This window comes from Acinetobacter pittii, from assembly GCF_034064985.1.
GTDB classification, from domain to species: Bacteria; Pseudomonadota; Gammaproteobacteria; order Pseudomonadales; family Moraxellaceae; genus Acinetobacter; species Acinetobacter pittii_H.
Genome location: NZ_CP139249.1, coordinates 3,487,818 through 3,508,382, shown reverse-complemented (window position 1 = coordinate 3,508,382; position 20,565 = coordinate 3,487,818). Strand labels below are relative to the sequence as shown.

Below are 20,565 nucleotides of genomic sequence, written 5' to 3'. Positions count from 1 at the left end.
TATAAATTTTTTTAAAACTAAAGTTTTTCCATAAAAAATCCCTTGCACTGGCAAGGGATTTTGAACTTATTTCAATATGCGCCAAAGTGCTAATAAACTACTCAGCACAATCAGAATAATCGAGACAAACCAAGGACTAATAATCGCAATAGTCAGTAAAATCAGCATGCTACTACCGAACATCCAACTGCGGCGTTGTTGGTGTTCCATTTGCAAACGAAGTTGCTGAATTTCACGTAACTGACGGTCTTGCCAAGCTGACTGATTTTTTAAACCATTTAGGCTGTCAATAATTAAGCTTGGGAAATCTTGAGCACCTAAAAGCAGATCAGGTAATTGCTGGCCGAGCTCTTTTACATTTTTGACTGGGTTCATGTTGGATTTGACCCATTCCGTCAAAATTGGTTTTGCCAATTTCCAGATGTCGAGCTGCGGATAAAGGTCAGTCCCTAAGCCTTCTACATGCACTAAAGTTTTGAGTAGCAGCATGAGCTGTGGTGGGATTTCTAAATGGAAGCGACGAGCAATGTCCATGACTTGAATTAAGATACCCGCAAAATCAAGTTGATCCATTGGTTTAGACACCATTGGCCCAACAGTGCGGCGCATTTCACGTGCTAACGCGTCTTGATCTGTACCCGGTGGAATCCAGCCAGCTTGATGCACAATTTGAATAAGCTGCATAAAGTTGCTGTTCATGACAGCAAGCAACATGCGGGCAACCGTCATCTGGTCGTGTTTAGATAGCTCGCCCATAATCGCACAGTCCAGCGCAATAAAGCGTGGATTGCTTGGATTAATGGTTTCTACAAAGACATTACCGGGATGCATGTCGGCATGGAAAAAGTTATCGCGGAAGACTTGCGTAAAGAAAATAGTTAATCCTTTTTCTGCAAGTTGTGCGCGATCCATGCCTAAACGGTCAAAGGTAGCTGTATCTGAAATAGGCACACCAGTAATGCGCTCAGCCACCATGACATCTTTGGTGTCCATGTAGACTTCTGGTACATACATCATGGTTGAGCCAGTAAAGTAATGGCGCATACGACGTGTGTTATCTGCCTCAATACTCAAGTCCAGTTCATTTAAAATGATCTGGCGGTAGTCTTGAATAATTTCGGTGAGATGCAATGCACGAGCAGCTTCAAGGCGGCTTTCTAAGGTATTGCCTAACCATGCCAAAATCTCAAAGTCTTGTAAAATTTGATTGCGAATGTCAGGACGAGTCACTTTAACCACAACTTCGCGACCATCATGCAAAGCAGCAGTATGTACTTGGGCAATTGATGCAGCAGCTAATGGCTGGTCATCAAATCGTGCAAACAATGTATTAACGTCAGCTTTTAACGATTCTTGAATACGTTGTTTGGCAACATTGCTATCAAAAGGTTTTACCTGATCTTGAAGTAAGACCAATTGAGCGAGTATTTCAGGTGGAATCAAATCACGTCGAGTTGACAGTAATTGTCCAAGCTTGATTGCAAGCGGCCCCATCTCTTCTAAAGCTTCTTTGAGCTTTAAAGGATTTCTACGTTCGCGACTTGACCATGCAGCTGGGTGCATTTTAATAACACTTAATGCACGTTGAGCTTTAACTGGTAGTTCATCCGCAGGGAACAACGTATCGAGTCTATAGTGCGCTGCAATACGCCAAAGTTCGAGTAAACGTGAAACGTGCGGAATCATATACAATCTTACCTAGTCTTGAGAGGGTTGTAGTTGTGCATTGAGTTGCTGCAATCTTGCTTCTAGACGGTCAATGTCTTGATTAAGCTTGCGAGTTGCTTGAGTTAAGTCATCCATTTCCCAGCGAGGGGCAAATAGACCGCTATCTTCTTTTAATGCGTCTTCAGCAAAAAATAGATGGCTTTGCACGGAGCGTTTTAAATGTTTTGGTGCAAGTTGAATCTTGCCAATTTCATGAGCGAGTTGAGGACCCACCCATCTTGATAAATGCGCAGCTAAATCAGGTTCAGCTTGCTGCATAATCTTTTGAATATCCTGTAGGAGGTGATAATCACCTTGGAGCGGGATATTCCCAATCTGGTCTGGATCGCTGACCAATAATTTAATCAGTTCAACGACATCTTTAACATGCAAAGTTGCTGTTGCTTCAGAAATTTTGAATTGCGCATCAAAAGGACGCTGTTCAAAAATAGAAGGCTTTTCACTATGAGCTGTTACGGTAGGTTCAAGACGTACTTTTTCTTGGTCAAAGAACACATCGACAGAAAGCTGCGGGCTATCAATCACAACACGCAACATTTTGCCCTGTAACTGATTAAGCTGAATGCGTGTAACCGCATCCAGATCGATCAGATGATGAATGATACGTTCGACTGCACCGAGTGCCAGAATCGACCACATATCGTTATCCTTTACAGTTTAAAGCCACGGTGAACAGCAACGATACCTGCAGTAAGGTTGTGATAGTCACAGTTCTGGAAGCCAGCATTTTCCATCATACCTTTTAAAGTACGTTGGTCTGGGTGCATACGGATTGATTCAGCCAAATACTTATAGCTTTCTGAGTCATTCGCAACCAATTTACCCATAATCGGTAAAGCGGTGAATGAATAGAGGTCATAAAGTTTTGAGAATGGCTCAAATACAGGTTTAGAAAATTCAAGAATCAGTAAACGGCCACCTGGTTTTAACACACGGAACATAGAAGCAAGTGCTGCGTCTTTATCTGTCACGTTACGTAAACCAAAGCTGATTGTTACAAGATCAAAGCTGTTGTCTGCAAAAGGTTCTAATGTTTCTGCATTGGCAAGTACAAAATCGACATTGGTACAGCCTGCATCAATTAGACGGTCACGACCAACATTGAGCATAGATTCGTTAATGTCCGAAAGTACAACATGACCTTGCGGACCAACTTCACGGCTAAATACTTTTGCTAAGTCGCCTGTACCACCCGCAATATCCAACACGTGTTGACCACGGCGAACACCAGACATGTTAATTGCAAAACGCTTCCATAAACGGTGAATACCAAATGACATCAAGTCATTCATTAAGTCATATTTGCTTGCAACCGAGTGGAAAACTTCTGCAACTTTTTGTGCTTTATCTTCAGTTCTAACTGTTGAGTAACCAAAGTGTGTGGTTTCACCAACGTTGCCGGTATTACCAGCACCACGAGGTAAATTGTATTTAGGTACAGAACCATTCACAGGTGTGTCTGTTAAGGTTTGCTGTAAAGATTGTTGTTGCCCTTGAGGTGTACCTTGAGGTAAAGGTGAGCTTAGGAATGGGCTAACTTTGTCTGAACTTTGTGCCTGCTCAGTTGGAGATGTTGGCTTTTGGTTTTCGTTAGACATATTGTCTCTCCTAGACTCAAACTCAAGTGAAACGGAATAAGTTCTGCATGATGACAGATTTTGTCTATTTTTACAGGCATCATCACGCAAATATAATGAATAAAATCTCAACTTCGCGAGGTTGAGTTTTTCTATGTGCCGACCTTATCACACTCTAAACGGATTCGGATGCCCTGAATGTACATTTTCAATAATCTGGCGTTCTTTTTCAGTAAAAGTCTTGATAAAGGTCTCGGCTGATTTTAACGGTTTCATCGCACTAAAACCATCTTGAATGAAATCATACATCAATTCGAAGTGATATTTTTGGGCAATACCTTTACACATTTTAAAAGCAGTAAACATCATAAATGAGCGCATGTATTTATCGAGCGCTGCTCCTAAATCATCAAGAAGGGCAAGCTGTTGATAACGCTCTTCTGCTTGATCGAGCTTGATTAAGGTTAAACGCATAATCTCATCATTGAGTACGGTATCTGCCGGATAGTCCTCAAGAAGTTGCATTGCTACTTGCTCATCAAGTCGAGTGGCAAGTACAGCCAAACTTACCGATTTAGTGCCTGTTTTAATTGCATTTTCAGGTAAAACTTTTTCTGCTTTATGCGCATATTTCAATAGGCGTTCAATTTGAGCTGCCAAGGCATCAAACTCTGGACCGCCATATAAACGATTTAAAAAGTACTCTGACATGAGCTTGTGCGCTGGCAAATTAAAAAAGTCGTGATGCGTATCTTTCATCCGCTCTTTTAGCCATGTTTGTACATCTTGCAAACGTTGGGCAAGCACAGGATTGTCGTGATAATTAAATGTTTTATATTGTTGTAAAAGATCATCAAAAGCAGCGAGTTTAGACATTTAAGGCTCTAATATTGGGCTATTTGCAAAAAATCATAAAAGGCATTGTAACCTTGTACTATGGCGAGTAGATGTAAAAAAAATGATTCATGCGTCAATTCTTAGGCAGATTTTTGTCGCAATGACATAATTTGTATAGCAATTCATCAATTAACCGCATAAGTTAAAGATCTTCGAAATTAAACAATAAAAGATTAGAGCTGTGGACTATGAGTGAACAACAACCAAAATTTGAGATTCGTGATGAAGAACAGCTTTCAGTCGACTTGATTGAAGCACAATATGCGTTAAAAGAAAGTCGGGGAAAACCCAACGCTAAAAGCACACTCATTTTAATGAGTGGTATTGAACTGGCAGGAAAAGGCGAGGCCGTTAAGCAACTTCGTGAATGGCTAGATCCACGATATTTACGAGTTAAAGCAGACGCGCCACGTGTGCTGACGGACAATGAGGCATTTTGGCAATCTTACTCAGCGTTTATTCCGACTGAAGGACAAATTGTGGTGATGTTCGGCAACTGGTATAGCGATTTATTGGTCACCGCGACACATGTTTCCGAACCTTTAGATGAAGCGCGCTTTGATGAATACGTTGAAAATATGCGGGCATTTGAGCAAGATATAAAAAATAACTACGTTGATGTGATTAAAGTCTGGTTTGATCTTTCATGGAAATCACTACAAAAACGTTTAGACAAAATAGACCCGTCAGAGCAACATTGGCATAAGCTTCATGGCCTAGACTGGCGTAATAAAAAACAATATGACACTTTGCAAAAGTTACGCCGTCGCTTTACCGACGATTGGTACATTATTGATGGTGAAGATGAAAAACAGCGTGATCAGTTTTTTGCTCAATACCTTTTACAACATATGCGTCAACTTCCAGAGCATGAAACCGAAGTTAAAGGAAAATGGCAGCAGGCTAAAATTCCAGAGAGTTTATTAAAACCTTCTAATGCACCACTTGAAAAAGCTGAATATAAAAAAGAGCTCGATAAACTAAGCAAAAAAATTGCTGATGCCATGCGTTTTGATAAACGCAATGTCGTGATTGCTTTTGAAGGTATGGATGCTGCCGGTAAAGGCGGGGCGATTAAGCGAATTGTTAAAAACTTAGACCCACGTGAATACGATATTCATTGTATTGGTGCACCTGAACGCTTTGAAGCTCGGCATCCTTACTTATGGCGTTTTTGGAACCGCATTAATGAAGCCGAAAAAATTACGATTTTTGACCGGACATGGTATGGGCGCGTACTCGTTGAACGTGTTGAAGGATTTGCTTCGCCTTTAGAATGGCAGCGTGCTTATGATGAAATTAACCGCTTTGAAAAAGATTTATTTGATAGTCAAACGGTTGTAGTAAAAATTTGGCTGGCGATTAGTAAAGACGAGCAAGAGCAGCGTTTTAAGGCCAGAGAAGAGACACCGCATAAACGTTTTAAAATTACCGCAGAAGATTGGCGTAATCGTGATAAGTGGGACGAGTATTTAAAAGCCGCCGCAGATATGTTTGAGCGAACCAGTACTGAATATGCACCGTGGTATATCGTCGCAACTGATGATAAATATACGGCACGTCTGGAAGTATTAAGAGCAGTTTTAAAACAGCTGAGAGCAGACTAAGCTCTCAGCTAAAATGCACATATTAATTTACAATTGTACCACGACTTTTTTGCTGAATACGTTTTGCAAGGTTATAACTGTCATTCAGATGAGTTTCTGCTATTTTTTTCATCATGAAATAGCCTAAACTTGCTGCTACAATTTGTCCGCCTAGCGGTATAAATTTAGTCACCTGTTTTGTTACGATTTTGCCCAAAAAGCCGTTAAATGTTTTTTTAACGGTAGTACGTGCGACTACAAAACCTGAAAATTCAAAACCGCGTTTACGTAACTCATCCCAATGAATAGTTTTAGTTTTTGGGTCGTAAACGCTCACGTGTTCAGGCGCTAAACCAAAACGGGAATTGATATCTGGAATCAGGTGCGACAAAATTCCCAAATCTACCGCTACGTCAAAAAAAGGAATCGGTACAATTGCCGCTCCGGCTGAGACGTAAGCTCTTTTTTTGATGAGATCATGGCACTCATCGCGAATTTGTTCCAGATTTAGGCTAGGATCAATATAGTCAGGAATCTTGTCAATTTTCATAATGTCTACCTGTATAAGTTTTTGATGGCGTCATTCAAACCAAGTGTAAGTGACACCTTAAGTTAAATTATGCTGTGTTTAAACCAACGTGACATAGTCAGATTCAGTTGTATAGTAATGAATGTTTATGATTTTGTGCATAAATTATGCAAGCAGGAAATGAAATAAATGGGGATCCATGTTATTCAAAGTCAACGTATTGATGTGTTGTTGCAAGGTGTATTGGCGTCTACATCTCAAGCTTCAACGCATCCATTACAGGTTTTGAAAACCCAACATTTTATTGTTCCAAGTCCTGCGGTCGAGCAGTGGCTGATACAAAAACTTGCAGAACAGCAAGGCATGAGTGCCAATTACCAGTTTCATCAACGGGTACGAGGTTTCCAATGGTTTGCCTATCAGCAAGTTTTAACTGCGCATAAAGAGCAGGTTCGTAAAGCGAACATCCCCCGTTTGATTTTTAAATGGCGGGTGCATCAGGCTTTGCACGAATTTATTCAACCTGACACGATGAGCATCGATACGTCGCATCCTTTACATTCTATTGTTCAGCGTATTTATGACAGCGCAGATCGTCTCGAACAAGGCATAGATAAACAATTAAAAAAACAAAAAATGCTGTATTGGGTCGCTGAGCAGGTTGCTGATTTATTTAGTAACTATATGATTTATCGTGGACAGTGCCAGCGTGGTTGTGAAAATAGTTGTACTTGTCCGGAAAACTGGTTGTCTGCTTGGGGGCAGGGCCGATCACTGGATATTGAAAAATATATTGTACAAAAAGATGAAGAAGTGACTGCTTTTGCATTGCATCAAACGCAAGAGTTAGAACGTTGGCAGCGTTGGTTATGGCAACAACATTTTCATGATGATTTTGTGCAGATGCAGCAAATCGATGAGTTGTTTTGGCAAGAATTAGATCATCCGGACCGCAGTAAGCGTGCTATTTCAAGATTACCTAATCAAGTGGTGATCTTTACGTTGTTAGATTTACCGCCAAGCCAATTACAGTTTTTGCGCCGTTTAGGGCAATACGTTGATGTGCTGATTTTGCATTATAACCCTTCACAAGAATATTGGGCCGATAGTGTCGATCCACTCTGGAAGCAACGTTATGACTTAAGGGTAAAAGAGCGTTTTATTGCGCAAAATCCGAAGGCTACAGACACTGAAATTAGTGAGTTTTTTAATAAATTCACACTCAATTTTAATGCTGAAGCGCGTGAGTCCAGACATCCGCTTTTAACCAGATTGGGTAAGCAAGCCCGCGACCACTTTTCGCTATTATCAAATTTGTCCACGGGCGAAGAAGGTAAGTGGGTGGATGCTTTTGTAGATGATTTTCCAGAAAGTTTACTCGGTAAAGTTCAGTCAGATATTTTACATTTGGTAGAACCACAAGCGAAACAATATGAGCTTGCCCCAGACGATGACTCGATTCAGATTCATGTTTGTCATTCAACTTTACGTCAGCTTGAAGTATTAAAAGAGCAATTAATCTGTTGGTTGGCTAAACCACATGAGCAGCCGCGCCGTCCAAACGATATTTTAGTTTTAGTTCCTAATTTGGCTGATATTGAGCCTTTAATTCGAAGTGTATTTCCCGCTACTGCTACTGAGCAGGGTGTACATTTGCCTGTGAAAATCGCAGGTGTTGCCTCACTTGATGCACTTAATGCTTGGCGTGCCGTGATTGGGCGTATTCAGCTGATGCAGGGCCGTTTTAGCTTTGATGATTTTGCTGACTGGTTAAGCTTGCATGCGACCCAGCAACGTTACGAACTTGAGTATGTTCAGGTTGAGCGAATTTTAAATTTACTTGCCGATGCTGGCTTTAAACGAGGGCTTGATGCAGAGCATCTCAAGCGCAGTTTGTGTGACGGTGATGATGATTATCGATATAGCTTTAAATTTGCCTTAGAGCGATTGGCCCTTGGCATTGCTGTGCCTGTGCATGCAAGGTTCAATCAAGTGTTGAGTTATGCCAAAGTCCAACCGAGCGATTTCGAGCTGATTGGTACACTCATTCAGATTTATCAAGATTTGAATGAGCGCCGTGATTGGCTAACTCTGCACGAACAAGGAAAAGTCTATACTGTTGAATATTGGCTCCAAGTGCTAGGCAAAGATATTGTTGAATTTGAGCAGGTCGGTGTTGCTGCTTTAAAAGCTGTGCGGGAAATAGTTAAAAAACAAGAACGAATGTTAACGCTCGCAAGTTATTACGCCGAGGCAGAAACAGGAACTTTGCGCAAAATTACCTTGCCTCTGCCTTATATTATTGAAGAAATTCAACGGACTTTAGAAAGCCAAAGTGCACAAGCTGAACCGACAGGACAAATTACCTTTGCCCAAATTGGGCATATTCGGCCGCTACCTTATCGCTTAAAGGTCATGTTAAATCTTGATGCAGGGCAATTTCCAAACCGTGATACCCACGTTCCATTTGATTTAATGGATGCACTACGCCAACAGTTAGGTGACCGCTCTCGACTTGAAGATGATCAAGGTGCTTTTTTAGATGCTTTATTATTAGCCCAAGAAAATTTATGGCTGTTTTATAACGGCTTTGATGTGAACGATGGCGAGGTACGCGAACCTTCCAGTATTCTTCAAGAGTTCCGTGAACATCTTGCCTTGATTGTGAAAGCTGAAGATGGTGAACCTGAAAATATAGTTGTTGAAGGGATTGAGATACCTTCACAGTTAAAACAACTCCATCACTTCCATGATTTACAGCCCTTTGACCCGAAAGGTTTTACTGTAGAGAAGCGTGTTATTCGTTATCAAGATCACTGGTTTAAGGTCGCTACACAAATTCAGCAAGTCTCAGGAAACCGTCAGCCTTGGGCGAACACGACCTATCCGCTACAAATACCTGACATACTGGTTTTAGAAAGCCAGCAGTGGATACAGGATGTAACATTCCCTGCACGATTATATTTGAAAACTTTAGGGGTAGAAAACTTAGGAAGTGTCGGAGTGCTCGACCAAAATGAACCTTTATTATTAGATGGTTTAGGGCGCTATGCGATTCGACATTTTTTACAACAATCTGAACAGCAAGCACAACCTGAAGTATTAATTGATCAGTTGCCTGTCGGTAAAGTCAAATATAGCGCATGGCAACAAGGTGTTTTTGAGCAAGAATGTTTACTTGAACGCCTTAACCATTATGCACCAGCAGTGACACAAACAACTCAGCGTATTTGGCGAATTGCTAAACAGCTTCATATGAATATTACCGTTCCGAAGTCTGAAACTCGGGACTGGGTGAGTATGGAGCCTTCAAGCGCTCGCGCAAAAAGACGCGCTAAAGTCTGGTTAGAATATCTACTCTGGTTAGCTTACTTAAATGAGGGAAGTGCAGGAACTGAAAAACGCCGTATTGTGGTTTTTAGCGATCAAACTGTGATTTGTAGTGGCATAAGTTCTGAGCAAGCTCGGCAATATTTACAGCCATGGTTTAAAATCTGGCGCCATGCACAGCAACAACCTTTGGTTCTACCAGCCGCTTTATTATTAAAGCCGTTAGAAAAAGCTAAAGCATATCAGTGGGAAACAACAAATCAGACAGAAAAAGCAAAACTGGATGAGAAGAGCTATACAGAGCTGTTAAAATACTGGAATGAGACAGGGTCATTTACCACAATGGATATGACTCAAAATGAAGCTTGCAAGTTGCATCAAGACTGGAGCTTTATTTTGCAAGAACAAGATGCGCAAGCTTTGCTTCAACATGCTTGTGATGAGTTTGCCTATGATTTGTATCATCCGGTTTTTCAATTTCAACATTCGGAGTAAGGCATGAACTCAAGAGTACAGGTGTCTTATCAACCTATTATTGATATTGAATTTAGTGGCTTACACTTAATTGAAGCTTCGGCAGGTACAGGAAAAACTTATACCTTATCAAGTTTGATGGTCCGTATCTTTCTTGAAAAATACTTGCCTAGACAAGTCATTGCGACCACGTTTACCCGTGCAGCCGCTGCCGAGTTAAAAAGCCGTATTCGTGCCCGTTTGGTCGAAACTTATCGTTATTTAGATGCCAAGCGTAGTTTTACGGAACAAGAGTTACTTACGCAGGCCGAGCAAGAATCTGACTTATTACTCCAGCATATTCTAAAGCATTTTGCGACGCGTATTGCCTATGCGTGTGAACGTTTAAAACTGGTTATAGATCAATTAGACGAGTTATTTGTCGGGACACTCGATAGCTTTAGTCAAAAACTATTACGTGAGTTTGCTTTTGAGAGCGGAAAAATTGAACGTGCTCAAATTACCGATGATGCCAAAACCTATAGCCGACAACTGATTCATGATGTTTTACGTGAATGGATACAGTCTCAACCTCAAACCGTGATTGATGCATTGTATTTGGCAGGTGAGCTTAAGAGTGTTGATAGTTTTGTTAAACTGGTTGAAGACTCACTTAATTTTAGTTCGGCTCATTTTAAGCTTCCTGAAAAACCAACCATTCAATTTGAACAACTTGCACAGCTCAAACAGTTAGCAACAGAAATTGACTTAAGCCTTTTAGAGAACTATTACCAGCTTGATGGCGAGCACTATAAACATGTGAGCGGCACAATATTTCGGAATGGGGCGTTTAACAAATTATTTAGCGAGTGTTTACCGCAGCTTTTACAAGTTCTAACGCAAAGCGACAGCATTTTGGTTTTTGATGGGTCTTTGACTGCACAACGTGAGCTTGTTTTTAAGTTTTTAGGTCAACTTGCCGATCAGAAAGTTTTCAAGAAATGTCCTGCTGAAATTTCAGATGGATTCTATCAGCATCCTTGTATTCAACAGATTCAACAGCTATTTGGTGTGCTGAAAAACTACGCCGAGCAGTTCGACCAGCTTCATATTTATTTAAAAGCCTATTTATGTGTGGAGGTTAAAAAACGCTTACCACAGGTTTTACAAAATAAAGGTGAGACTACTTTTTCTCAGCAAATTCGTACACTTTCTGAAGCTTTAAAAGGTGAGCAGGGGCAACGTTTTGCTGTATTTGTGCAGGCTCGATATCCCTTAATTTTGGTTGATGAATTTCAGGATACCAACCAAGATCAAGACGATATGCTGGCGAGCATTTGGCGCCATCCAGAGCGCTACAAAAAAGGTTGCATGATTATGGTGGGCGACCGTAAACAGGCGATTTACGGTTTCCGCGGTGGGGATATGCTCACCTTCTTAAATGCCTATAAAGATATTCAAGCCAAACATGGTCGTGAATATAAGTTAATTCATAACCATCGTTCAGTTGCTGATCTGGTTGAAGTGGTCGATGCCTTATTTCAAAGACAAATCGACTTTGGTGAAGAAGTTCAATATGACCCAATTCGAGCAGGCACTCGGTCTCATCCTGTGCTGATTGAGCAGAACAATCATAATCCTCACCCTTTGCGCTGGTTAATGCTCAAAGATAAAGAAACAGAGGCTCAGCAAGTTGCTTGGAAGATTCGAGATCTACTCAACCAGTCACATGCTGGACAACTATATTTTCAAAAAGATGCTCAGACTCAAACCTTAAACGAAGATGATATTGCAGTATTGTCTCGTAATCATGATGGGCTGGATAAAGTTCAATTTGAGCTAGAACGTTTAGGAATTCGGGTTAATAGGCCATCAAAACGAAGTGTTTTCGATTGTACGATTGCTCAAGACGTGGGGGCTTTGCTGACCGCCATACTTCATCCTTACGATGAGGCAAAAGTGAAGCGAGCTTTAATTAGCCGTCTATTTGCTATGGATTTAAAGCAACTATTGCAGCTTGAGCAGACAGCCGAAGGGTTAAGCCGATTTATGTCTGGTTTTGACACGATTAGAGAATTGTGGTCCGCTCAAGGCTTTTTAGTGGCTTGGCAACAATGCCTCATCCAGTTTGATATATGGCAAAATTTGGTTGCAGCTCAAAGTAAAGATAATGAACGGGTTGTGGTGAACTTGCGTCATTTAACTGAAATTCTGAGTCAGCACAGTGAGAAATACTCAGGTGCTCAGAACCTTTATCACTGGTATCTCAAACAGTTGCGTTCTCCTCTTGACCGTGATTGGGAGTTAGAGCGTAAATTATCGAGCGAAGCTGGTGTTCAGCTCATGACAATTCACCAGTCAAAAGGGCTGGAATTTAAGATTGTATTTTTATTAGGTGCAGATAAGCCCTTTCGAGAAAATAATAAAACACTCAATTTTTCGACCCAAGATGTAGTCCAACCGGACTCAAACCAGACTTTGACTCAACGTGTCGTTGCGATTGCTGACAAGACTTATTTGAATGAAATAGAACTTAAGCAGCACGAAGAACGAGCGCTCGCTGAACAGAATCGACTTTGGTATGTCGCTTTAACGCGAGCAAGCCACCGCGTCTATGCTGTCCTACAAGATATTGATGGTAAATCGGTATCAGGACTCGCATTTTGGAAAAATAGAGCTGAGCCTTTTCAACACCGTTGTTGTACGGATGAAATGGTTTTGGAACAGATTCCACACGCAATTCATGTAACCAAGCAAACCAGTGTTATTGAAATACAAGCAAAACGGTTTCCTGAACAACGTTTTTATTCGAGAGGGAAAACCAGTTTCAGTTACTTGGCACAGCATTTAAAACATAAGGCTGGCATAGATTTATTGGCCAGTCAGAGCAATGATGCTGTATTAGCAGAAGATGAGTTAGACTTAATTAACACTGCTGAAGCAAACAGTGCTCAGCCGATTGACTGGATAAAGAATAATTTTCCTAGAGGGACGCTTGCCGGTAATTTCTTACATGAAATATTTGAGCATATCGATTTTCAATGTTCAGATGAGTGGATCATAGAAATACGTCGTCGTTTTAAAAATGACTATAGCGGCCTTTGGCAAGATTTACTTAATAAATATAACGAGAGCTTCCCAGAGCAAGAGGACGCCGAGAGCCTGCTTTACCAGTCAGTTGCAGACTGGTTGAAAGATATTTTGCGAACACCGCTTTATCAAGGTTTCCGGCTAAATCAGCTCCAACAAGAGCAGTATTTGTCAGAGTTTCCTTTTTATTTGGCACTTTCAGATCGGGTTTTAGCGATGACACGTATTCAGCAACTCTTCGCTGAGTATGGTTTGCATATGCCAGAACTGCTTGAAGCTCGTTCAGCGCGTTACCTTAATGGTTCTATCGATTTGGTTTATTTTGATGGTCATCGTTACCACATTGCCGATTATAAAAGTAATTACTTAGGGGATGATCTTGCAGATTATCGTAGCGATAGCATTGCCCAAAGCATGTCTTTAGCAAGTTACTGGCTACAGGCAGGTTTATATCTCGTTGCATTACATCGTTATTTGCAAGTCAAAATGCAGGATTACCAAATTGAGCAACATTTAGGTGGGGCAACTTATCTTTATTTACGTGGTATGAATGGTGAAGCGGAGCAGGGGCATTATTATTGGGAACCTAGCGTCGAGTTTATTCTTCGTCTTGATGCCATTTTGGGGTATTTTGCTGAGGATAAAATAGCATGAAAAATGCTGATAAAATGCGTAATTTGAAGATTAACAAATACTTGACATGTGGATAAGCCTGTCTATAACCATGTGGACAAGCGTGTGGAAAACTAGGTGGATAAGTGTGTGGACAACCTAAATAGCCCTGAACAAGCCGATTTAAGCTGGTTAACAACATGGAGTAGCTTCTTAAATCAGGCTCCATTTACTGAACAATCGCAAGTGTCAGAAGCCACTTCTTACTTGCAGCAGCTTATTGAAGCGAGCTTACAAGGCGATAGTTGTATCGATATCTGTTCAGAGCAAATTGCAGCACTTGGTCAGCTTGCTATATCTGCCGATCAAGCAACTTCAAAAGTTGCGCCGTGCGTCTACGATGAGCAGGGGTTGGCATTATACCGATATTGGCACCTAGAGCAACGACTTGCAGAACAAATTTGTCGATTAAAGCAACAGTTAATTCAACCCGTAGCTTGTGAAGACTATCTGGACCTACTCATCGATCCTCATCAACAGGCAGCTTTGCAGATGGTTGCTCGGCAAAGCTTGAGTATTATTACGGGTGGGCCGGGTACAGGTAAGACTTATACGCTGGCACGTATTATTGCTGTGCTGAGCCAGGCAATTCCGCATATTCGTGTAGCGATGGCTGCTCCAACAGGTAAAGCAGCACAGCGCATGCAAGAGGCTTTACAGAACTCGTTTAACGACCCTAAATTGCTTGAATCTGGATTAATGAGTGAAGAGCTAAGGAATCAGGGAACACAAACGATTCACCGCTTATTAGGGATGGGACATAGCCAAACACCACGGTTTAATCAAAAACAACCTTTGCCTTATGATGTTATTGTCGTGGATGAAGCTTCTATGCTGGATTTAAATCTGGCAACGTTATTATTTGAAGCTGTGCCCGAGTCTTGTCGAATTATCTTATTAGGAGATGCAAATCAACTCGCTTCCGTTGATGTCGGGGCGGTACTTGCAGATTTGCAACAAATACAGGCATTGGCTGACAACAGGGTACAATTACAAACCAGTCGCCGTTTCGCTGAAGGGGCACTGATTGGGCAAGTTGCTAGATTTATTCAGGCGCAAACCCATCAACAAGATCATGTAGAGGTTTTACAGCGGTTTGAAATTGATATTGTTCAAGCTTCAGAATTAAAGCCTATACTTCTACAAACAGATATGCCCGATGTAGTTCAGCTTGAATATTTACCAGAAGGGAATCAATTAGACCTAGATCTTTATTATCAAAAGCTAATGCTCGGTTTCCAAGGGTATATACAAAGTCTAAAGAACTATTTGCAGGAAGAGCGCTCGATTGAACAGATCCAAAATGTAGTAAAAGCATTTGATGACTACCGTATTTTAACGGCTGTTCGTCATGGCCCGTTTGGGTTGCAGCAGTTAAACCAATATGCGCAGCGTTGGATACAGCAACAGTTATCAATCGTGACTGTCGGAGGGTGGTATGTGGGCCGTCCGGTAATGATGACCTATAACGATTATCAACTCGGTATTTCAAATGGAGACATTGGTTTGTGTTTTGAACATAGAACTCAGCCACAGCAGTTTGAAGTATATTTCCCAAGTTTGAATAAATGGGTCGCTGCAAATCGATTGCCTAAAAGCATTCAAAGTGCTTTTGCCTTAACAATTCATAAATCACAAGGGTCTGAATTTACACATACTGCTGTTGTTCTTGATCAGGCTGCAAAGAACTTATTAAGCCAAGAACTTATTTACACTGCGATTACACGAGCTAAGAAGGTAGTCAGTCTTTTAGTTGACCAAGAGGCTTTATTACAGGCATTTACAGTTCGTACGACACGAAAAAGTGGTTTAGTTCAAAAAGTTAATCGGTTAGTTCGTTAAGCCAAACTTAATATTTTTACACTTGTAAGAAAAAGCTTACATAGATTCGAGATATTTGCTGCTAGAGTACACCCCGTGTTTTTGAGATTATAAACGCACAACGAGCTTGGCAAGGAATGTCGGGCAAAATCGCACAATAATAACAACTTAAGTCGAGAGACTGCGAACTTACAATGAAGTAGGTGTATAAAGAGGAAACTTACAGCCGCTAAGCCTTGTAGTTTTGGGAGAGACTACAAGGCTTTTTTATATCCTAATTTTTATTACCTTTCAAAAAGTATGAGAAAGCTTTGCTTTTAGCGCTCTCCACACGATGTTTTCTTGTAAAGATTTAAATCAATAATATCAATATATTTATCTGTAATATGTTTTTAAAACAGGCATTTTTCCTGTGAATTGTTAAGTTAAATGTTATACAGAACTGTACGTTAAATGTTAAAAGTGGTCATTTGCCAAATATTAGACAGACCTGTACGTTTTTACTTACATGATGATAAGAAAAATACTACTTTTCTTCATAATTGGATATGTCACAATACATCACATAAGGAAATAGAAACAAAAACAACGGAAGTGAGTTAAAACAACAAGAAGGATGTGACTAGCATCTCACCAACGACAATAAAAACAGTAATAACACGATAAACAAAAACTACAGCGCCAAAAACCCAAGCAGAAATGCTTGGGTTTTTTATTTGCCTCTACACTAAGTCAGTCTCATGAGAGTCGCTACCGAATAAAGAACGGCGTTGATCTCTCGGTATACGCGGACATTGAGTTGAGATTTGATAGAGAACTTTAGCTAAAGCAGGCAGGTGGGTACCCACGACCGATTTACCTGTTGTTAATAGGGAAACACTAATATCTCTTTCAGGGTCAGCCCAGCATAAGATATTAGAAAACCCTAAATGGCCAAATGCTTGTCCTGTCATTGGACCAAAAAGGCCAACAGGGTTGCTGCCTAACATTGGACCTAAAGCATAGCGCATTGGAATTAGCAAAGTACGGTCAATGTTAACGCCTGTGGTGGGAAGAGTCGCTCTGAAAATAGTTTTTTCACTGAAGATTTGCTGACCGCCGTAGCTTCCGCCACTTAAAAGCATTTCAAAGAAACGTCCAGCTTGTTCTGCACTGGTATAGATGTTACCGGCTGGGCAAATGGTATCCATAAAACGACTATCGTTAGTTACATCAACTGCAAGTTGTAAACTACCACCTAATACATGATTCAGGTAGTGATCGGTACCAAGGCGTGGGTGCAGACCTGTTGCACAGTTTAAGGCGACTTTTGAACGGTATTCTGGTTTTAAGCCATAATTGAAATAAGGCATCCCCATTGGTTTTTCGATAGTTTGATGTACAAATTCACGTAAGTCTTGCCCAGTCACCCGTTCAATGACTTCTCCTAAAATATAACCTGCCGTAACCGCATGATAGGCGAGATGATTACCAGCAGGAGACACAGGTCGGGCAGCATATAAACGTTTTAAAATTTCGTCTTTATCAAATAATAAATCTGGTGTGACATCGCCATCAATATAGGGAATGCCGCCGCGATGTGCTAATAAATGAAAGAGCGTTGCACGGCGCTTACCATTTACGCCGTATTCCGGAATATAGTAGCTTACAGGATCAAGCAAATTGATTTCGCCCTTTTCATCTAATAGGTGAATCAACATGGCTGTGATCATCTTTGATGCTGAAAATAGGCAAACAGGTGTATCGGGTGTTGCAATCAGGGCATTTTCTTGAAGTCCTGCCGGAGAGTTCCCTTGGGCATATCCAATGCTTCGATTCAGCAAAATTTTACCTTGTCTGCGTAAACAAAAGGTAATGAGTGGATAGTTTCCGGTTTTATATAGTGCTTCTATACTTTTCCAGATTTTTTGAATCTGATGATCACTCATTCCACCCTGTTCAGCAGCAACTTCATCTTTTTGTCGAATGACTTGCTCAATATTGCCCGGTACTGGACAAGTGTTGGTTGAAAAAATTTTCACACGTCCCTCGCGCTTCTTTCTTTTTATTCGAGGCTAGTGTGCAGGGTTAAGGACCTGATGTCAGTGTCTAAAATGACAAGTTACTGAAAACTATTTTGCAATCCACCTATAGATACCTTAAAATAGGCGACTTGCTGTAGTGATGCACGGCAGTCAGTTGCCTCAACTGATTCATATCGTTTACTTTTTTAAGCATCTCGGAGAAATCGAATGGCTTTAACTAATGCAGACCGCGCAGAGATCATTGCTAAATTTGCTCGCGCTGAAAATGACACTGGTTCACCAGAAGTACAAGTAGCTTTATTGACTGCTCAAATCAATGATTTACAAGGTCACTTCAAAGCTCACAAACACGACCACCACAGCCGTCGTGGTTTGATCCGTATGGTTAACCAACGTCGTAAATTGCTCGACTACTTAAATGGTAAAGACCACGGTCGTTACACTGCTTTGATCGGTGCTTTAGGTTTACGTCGTTAATTCGATTTTTACTTTGTTTTCGCTATTTCGCATGTCGCAATGCTTTATCGCTGAAAAGAGAGTTTCACTTAATGTTAGGTTAAGTGATTTTTAGAAGGGGCGCTTGTGCGCTCCTTCTTTGCGTTTAACTTATTTTAAATAATTGATCTAGTGTGATGGCTTCTAAGCTTTGTCATTTATCTACCAATCGGTGTAGTCTGAATGCCAAACCTTAGGGGTCTCACTAGAATAAAATTAGGAAAATACAATACATGTCAATGTTTAATATCGTTCGTAAAGAATTCCAATTCGGTCAACATCAAGTCGTTTTAGAAACGGGTCGCGTTGCACGTCAAGCAAACACAGTTTTAATCACTATGGGTGGCGTAACTGTTTTAGTTGCAGTTGTTGCTCAACCTAAAGCAAAAGCAGGTCAAGACTTCTTCCCGTTAACAGTTAACTATCAAGAAAAACAATATGCAGCTGGTCGTATTCCTGGTGGTTACGGTAAGCGTGAAGGTCGTGCTTCTGAAGCTGAGACTTTAATTTCACGTCTTATTGACCGTCCAATTCGTCCGTTGTTCCCAGAAGGTTACTTCAACGAAATCCAAGTAACAGCAACAGTTGTTTCTTCTGACAAAACTATGGATGCTGACATTGCAGCAATGCTTGGTACATCAGCAGCATTGTCTATTGCTGGTACTCCTTTCCGTGGTCCAATTGGTGGCGCACGTGTTGGTTTAATCAACGGTGAATATGTTCTTAACCCGAACTTCGAACAGTTGAAAGAAAGTGACCTTGACCTTGTGGTTGCAGGTACAGAATCTGCTGTATTGATGGTTGAATCTGAAGCGAAAGAACTTTCAGAAGACCAAATGCTTGGTGCTGTGCTTTTCGGTCATGACGAAATGCAAATTGCAATTCAAGCGATTAAAGAATTTGCTGCCGCTGCTGGTGCTGTTGAGTCAACTTGGGTTGCTCCAACTAAAAACGAAGCTCTTCTTGAGCAATTAAAAGCAGCTTTTGAAGCTAAAATTTCTGAAGCATATACAATTGCGGTTAAACAAGATCGTTACGCGGCACTTGATGCACTTTATGCAGAAGCTGTAGCTCAGTTCGTTCCAGAAAATGACGAAACTGGTATTGCTGATGAAGTAAACGAATTATTCGAAGACCTTAAATACCGTACAGTACGTGACAACATCTTGTCAGGTAAGCCACGTATTGATGGCCGTGATACTAAAACTGTTCGTGCTATCGACGTTCAAGTTGGCGTATTAGATCGTGCACACGGTTCTGCATTATTTACACGTGGTGAAACTCAAGCGTTGGTAACAACAACTTTGGGTAATACTCGTGATGCGTTAATGGTTGATACCCTTGCTGGTACTAAAACTGACAACTTCATGTTGCACTACAACTTCCCTGCATACTCTGTAGGTGAAACAGGCCGTGAATCTGGTCCTAAGCGTCGTGAAATTGGTCATGGTCGTTTAGCACGTCGTGGTGTTCAAGCAGTTCTTCCTGCTGCTGACCGCTTCCCGTATGTAATTCGTATTGTATCTGACATTACTGAATCTAACGGTTCATCTTCAATGGCTTCTGTATGTGGTGCTTCATTATCACTTATGGATGCAGGTGTTCCGCTTAAAGCACCAGTTGCGGGTATCGCAATGGGCTTAGTGAAGGAAGGCGAGCGTTTCGCAGTACTTTCTGACATCTTGGGTGATGAAGATCACTTAGGTGATATGGACTTTAAAGTAGCAGGTTCTGCAAACGGTATTACTGCGCTTCAAATGGACATCAAAATTGAAGGTATTACTGAAGAAATCATGGAAGTTGCATTAAACCAAGCATTTGCTGGTCGTATGCACATCCTCAATGAAATGAACAAAGTCATTTCACGTGCTCGTGCTGAAATCAGTGCTCATGCACCGACGTTTGAAGTGATTAACATTAACCCAGACAAGATCCGTGATGTTATTGGTAAAGGCGGTGCAACTATCCGTCAAATTACTGAAGAAACTAAAGCTGCAATTGATATCGAAGACAATGGTACAGTTCGCGTATTTGGTGAAACTAAAGCTGCTGCTAAAGCTGCAATTGCTAAGATTCAAGCAATTACTGCTGAAGTTGAACCAGGTAAGATCTATGACGGTAAAGTAATCCGTATCGTAGAATTCGGTGCATTTGTAAATATCATGCCGGGTACTGATGGTCTTCTTCACATTTCGCAAATTTCAAATGAACGTATTGCGAACGTAACAGATGTTCTTAAAGAAGGTCAGGAAGTGAAAGTACAAGTTGCTGATGTTGATAATCGTGGTCGTATTAAATTGACTATGAAAGACATTGAGCAAGCATAATTGTTCTAGTGACATAAAAAAGTCCGCTTGATGCGG

The 20,565-nt window shown here is 41.0% G+C and carries 12 protein-coding genes; 6 read left to right on the top strand and 6 right to left on the bottom strand.

All coding sequences use genetic code 11. The annotated features are described in order from the left end of the window. Positions 1–66: 66 nt before the first annotated feature. From ubiB to SOI76_RS16760, 4 genes are all read right to left on the bottom strand, one after another. Complete coding sequence (gene ubiB / locus SOI76_RS16775; protein ID WP_104080640.1) at positions 67–1,686, bottom strand: ABC1 kinase family protein; 1,620 nt, start codon at positions 1,684–1,686, stop codon at positions 67–69. 12 nt (positions 1,687–1,698) lie between these two features. After that, positions 1,699–2,367 (bottom strand): SCP2 domain-containing protein, encoded by a 669-nt coding sequence (locus SOI76_RS16770; protein ID WP_104080639.1) that lies wholly within the window; start codon positions 2,365–2,367, stop codon positions 1,699–1,701. An 11-nt stretch (positions 2,368–2,378) separates the two neighbouring features. After that, positions 2,379–3,326, bottom strand: a complete 948-nt coding sequence (ubiE, locus tag SOI76_RS16765) for a bifunctional demethylmenaquinone methyltransferase/2-methoxy-6-polyprenyl-1,4-benzoquinol methylase UbiE (protein WP_069036494.1) — start codon at positions 3,324–3,326, stop codon at positions 2,379–2,381. 147 nt (positions 3,327–3,473) lie between these two features. Further along, entirely contained in the window at positions 3,474–4,181 is a 708-nt protein-coding gene (locus SOI76_RS16760) for an FFLEELY motif protein (protein ID WP_104080638.1), read from the bottom strand. A 209-nt stretch (positions 4,182–4,390) separates the two neighbouring features. Between SOI76_RS16760 and SOI76_RS16755 the strand changes: the two genes are divergently transcribed. Further along, positions 4,391–5,809, top strand: a complete 1,419-nt coding sequence (locus SOI76_RS16755) for a phosphate--AMP phosphotransferase (RefSeq protein ID WP_104080637.1) — start codon at positions 4,391–4,393, stop codon at positions 5,807–5,809. A gap of 22 nt (positions 5,810–5,831) precedes the next feature. Here SOI76_RS16755 and SOI76_RS16750 read toward each other — a convergent pair whose 3' ends face one another. Further along, a complete protein-coding gene (locus SOI76_RS16750) occupies positions 5,832–6,338 on the bottom strand; it encodes a hypothetical protein (RefSeq protein WP_016142355.1) in 507 nt (168 codons plus the stop codon). Positions 6,339–6,506: 168 nt separating this feature from the next. Between SOI76_RS16750 and SOI76_RS16745 the strand changes: the two genes are divergently transcribed. The 3 genes from SOI76_RS16745 (at position 6,507) to recD (ending at position 15,704) form a co-directional block, all read left to right on the top strand. Continuing rightward, entirely contained in the window at positions 6,507–10,142 is a 3,636-nt protein-coding gene (locus SOI76_RS16745; protein WP_104080636.1) for an exodeoxyribonuclease V subunit gamma, read from the top strand. Between the two features lie 3 nt (positions 10,143–10,145). Beyond that, a complete protein-coding gene (recB, locus tag SOI76_RS16740; RefSeq protein WP_205668477.1) occupies positions 10,146–13,844 on the top strand; it encodes a UvrD-helicase domain-containing protein in 3,699 nt (1,232 codons plus the stop codon). Positions 13,845–13,952: 108 nt separating this feature from the next. Then, entirely contained in the window at positions 13,953–15,704 is a 1,752-nt protein-coding gene (gene recD, locus SOI76_RS16735) for an exodeoxyribonuclease V subunit alpha (protein WP_104080635.1), read from the top strand. A 701-nt stretch (positions 15,705–16,405) separates the two neighbouring features. Here the strand turns inward: recD and yfeW are convergent. Then, positions 16,406–17,704 (bottom strand): serine hydrolase domain-containing protein, encoded by a 1,299-nt coding sequence (gene yfeW, locus SOI76_RS16730; RefSeq protein ID WP_104080634.1) that lies wholly within the window; start codon positions 17,702–17,704, stop codon positions 16,406–16,408. A gap of 210 nt (positions 17,705–17,914) precedes the next feature. Between yfeW and rpsO the strand changes: the two genes are divergently transcribed. Both rpsO and pnp read left to right on the top strand, forming a co-directional pair. Beyond that, a complete protein-coding gene (gene rpsO / locus SOI76_RS16725) occupies positions 17,915–18,184 on the top strand; it encodes a 30S ribosomal protein S15 (protein WP_002114951.1) in 270 nt (89 codons plus the stop codon). Positions 18,185–18,441: 257 nt separating this feature from the next. Continuing rightward, the gene (pnp, locus tag SOI76_RS16720) at positions 18,442–20,529 is read left to right on the top strand and encodes a polyribonucleotide nucleotidyltransferase (RefSeq protein ID WP_170814194.1); all 2,088 of its coding nucleotides are present in this window, start codon (positions 18,442–18,444) and stop codon (positions 20,527–20,529) included. Positions 20,530–20,565 lie beyond the last annotated feature (36 nt).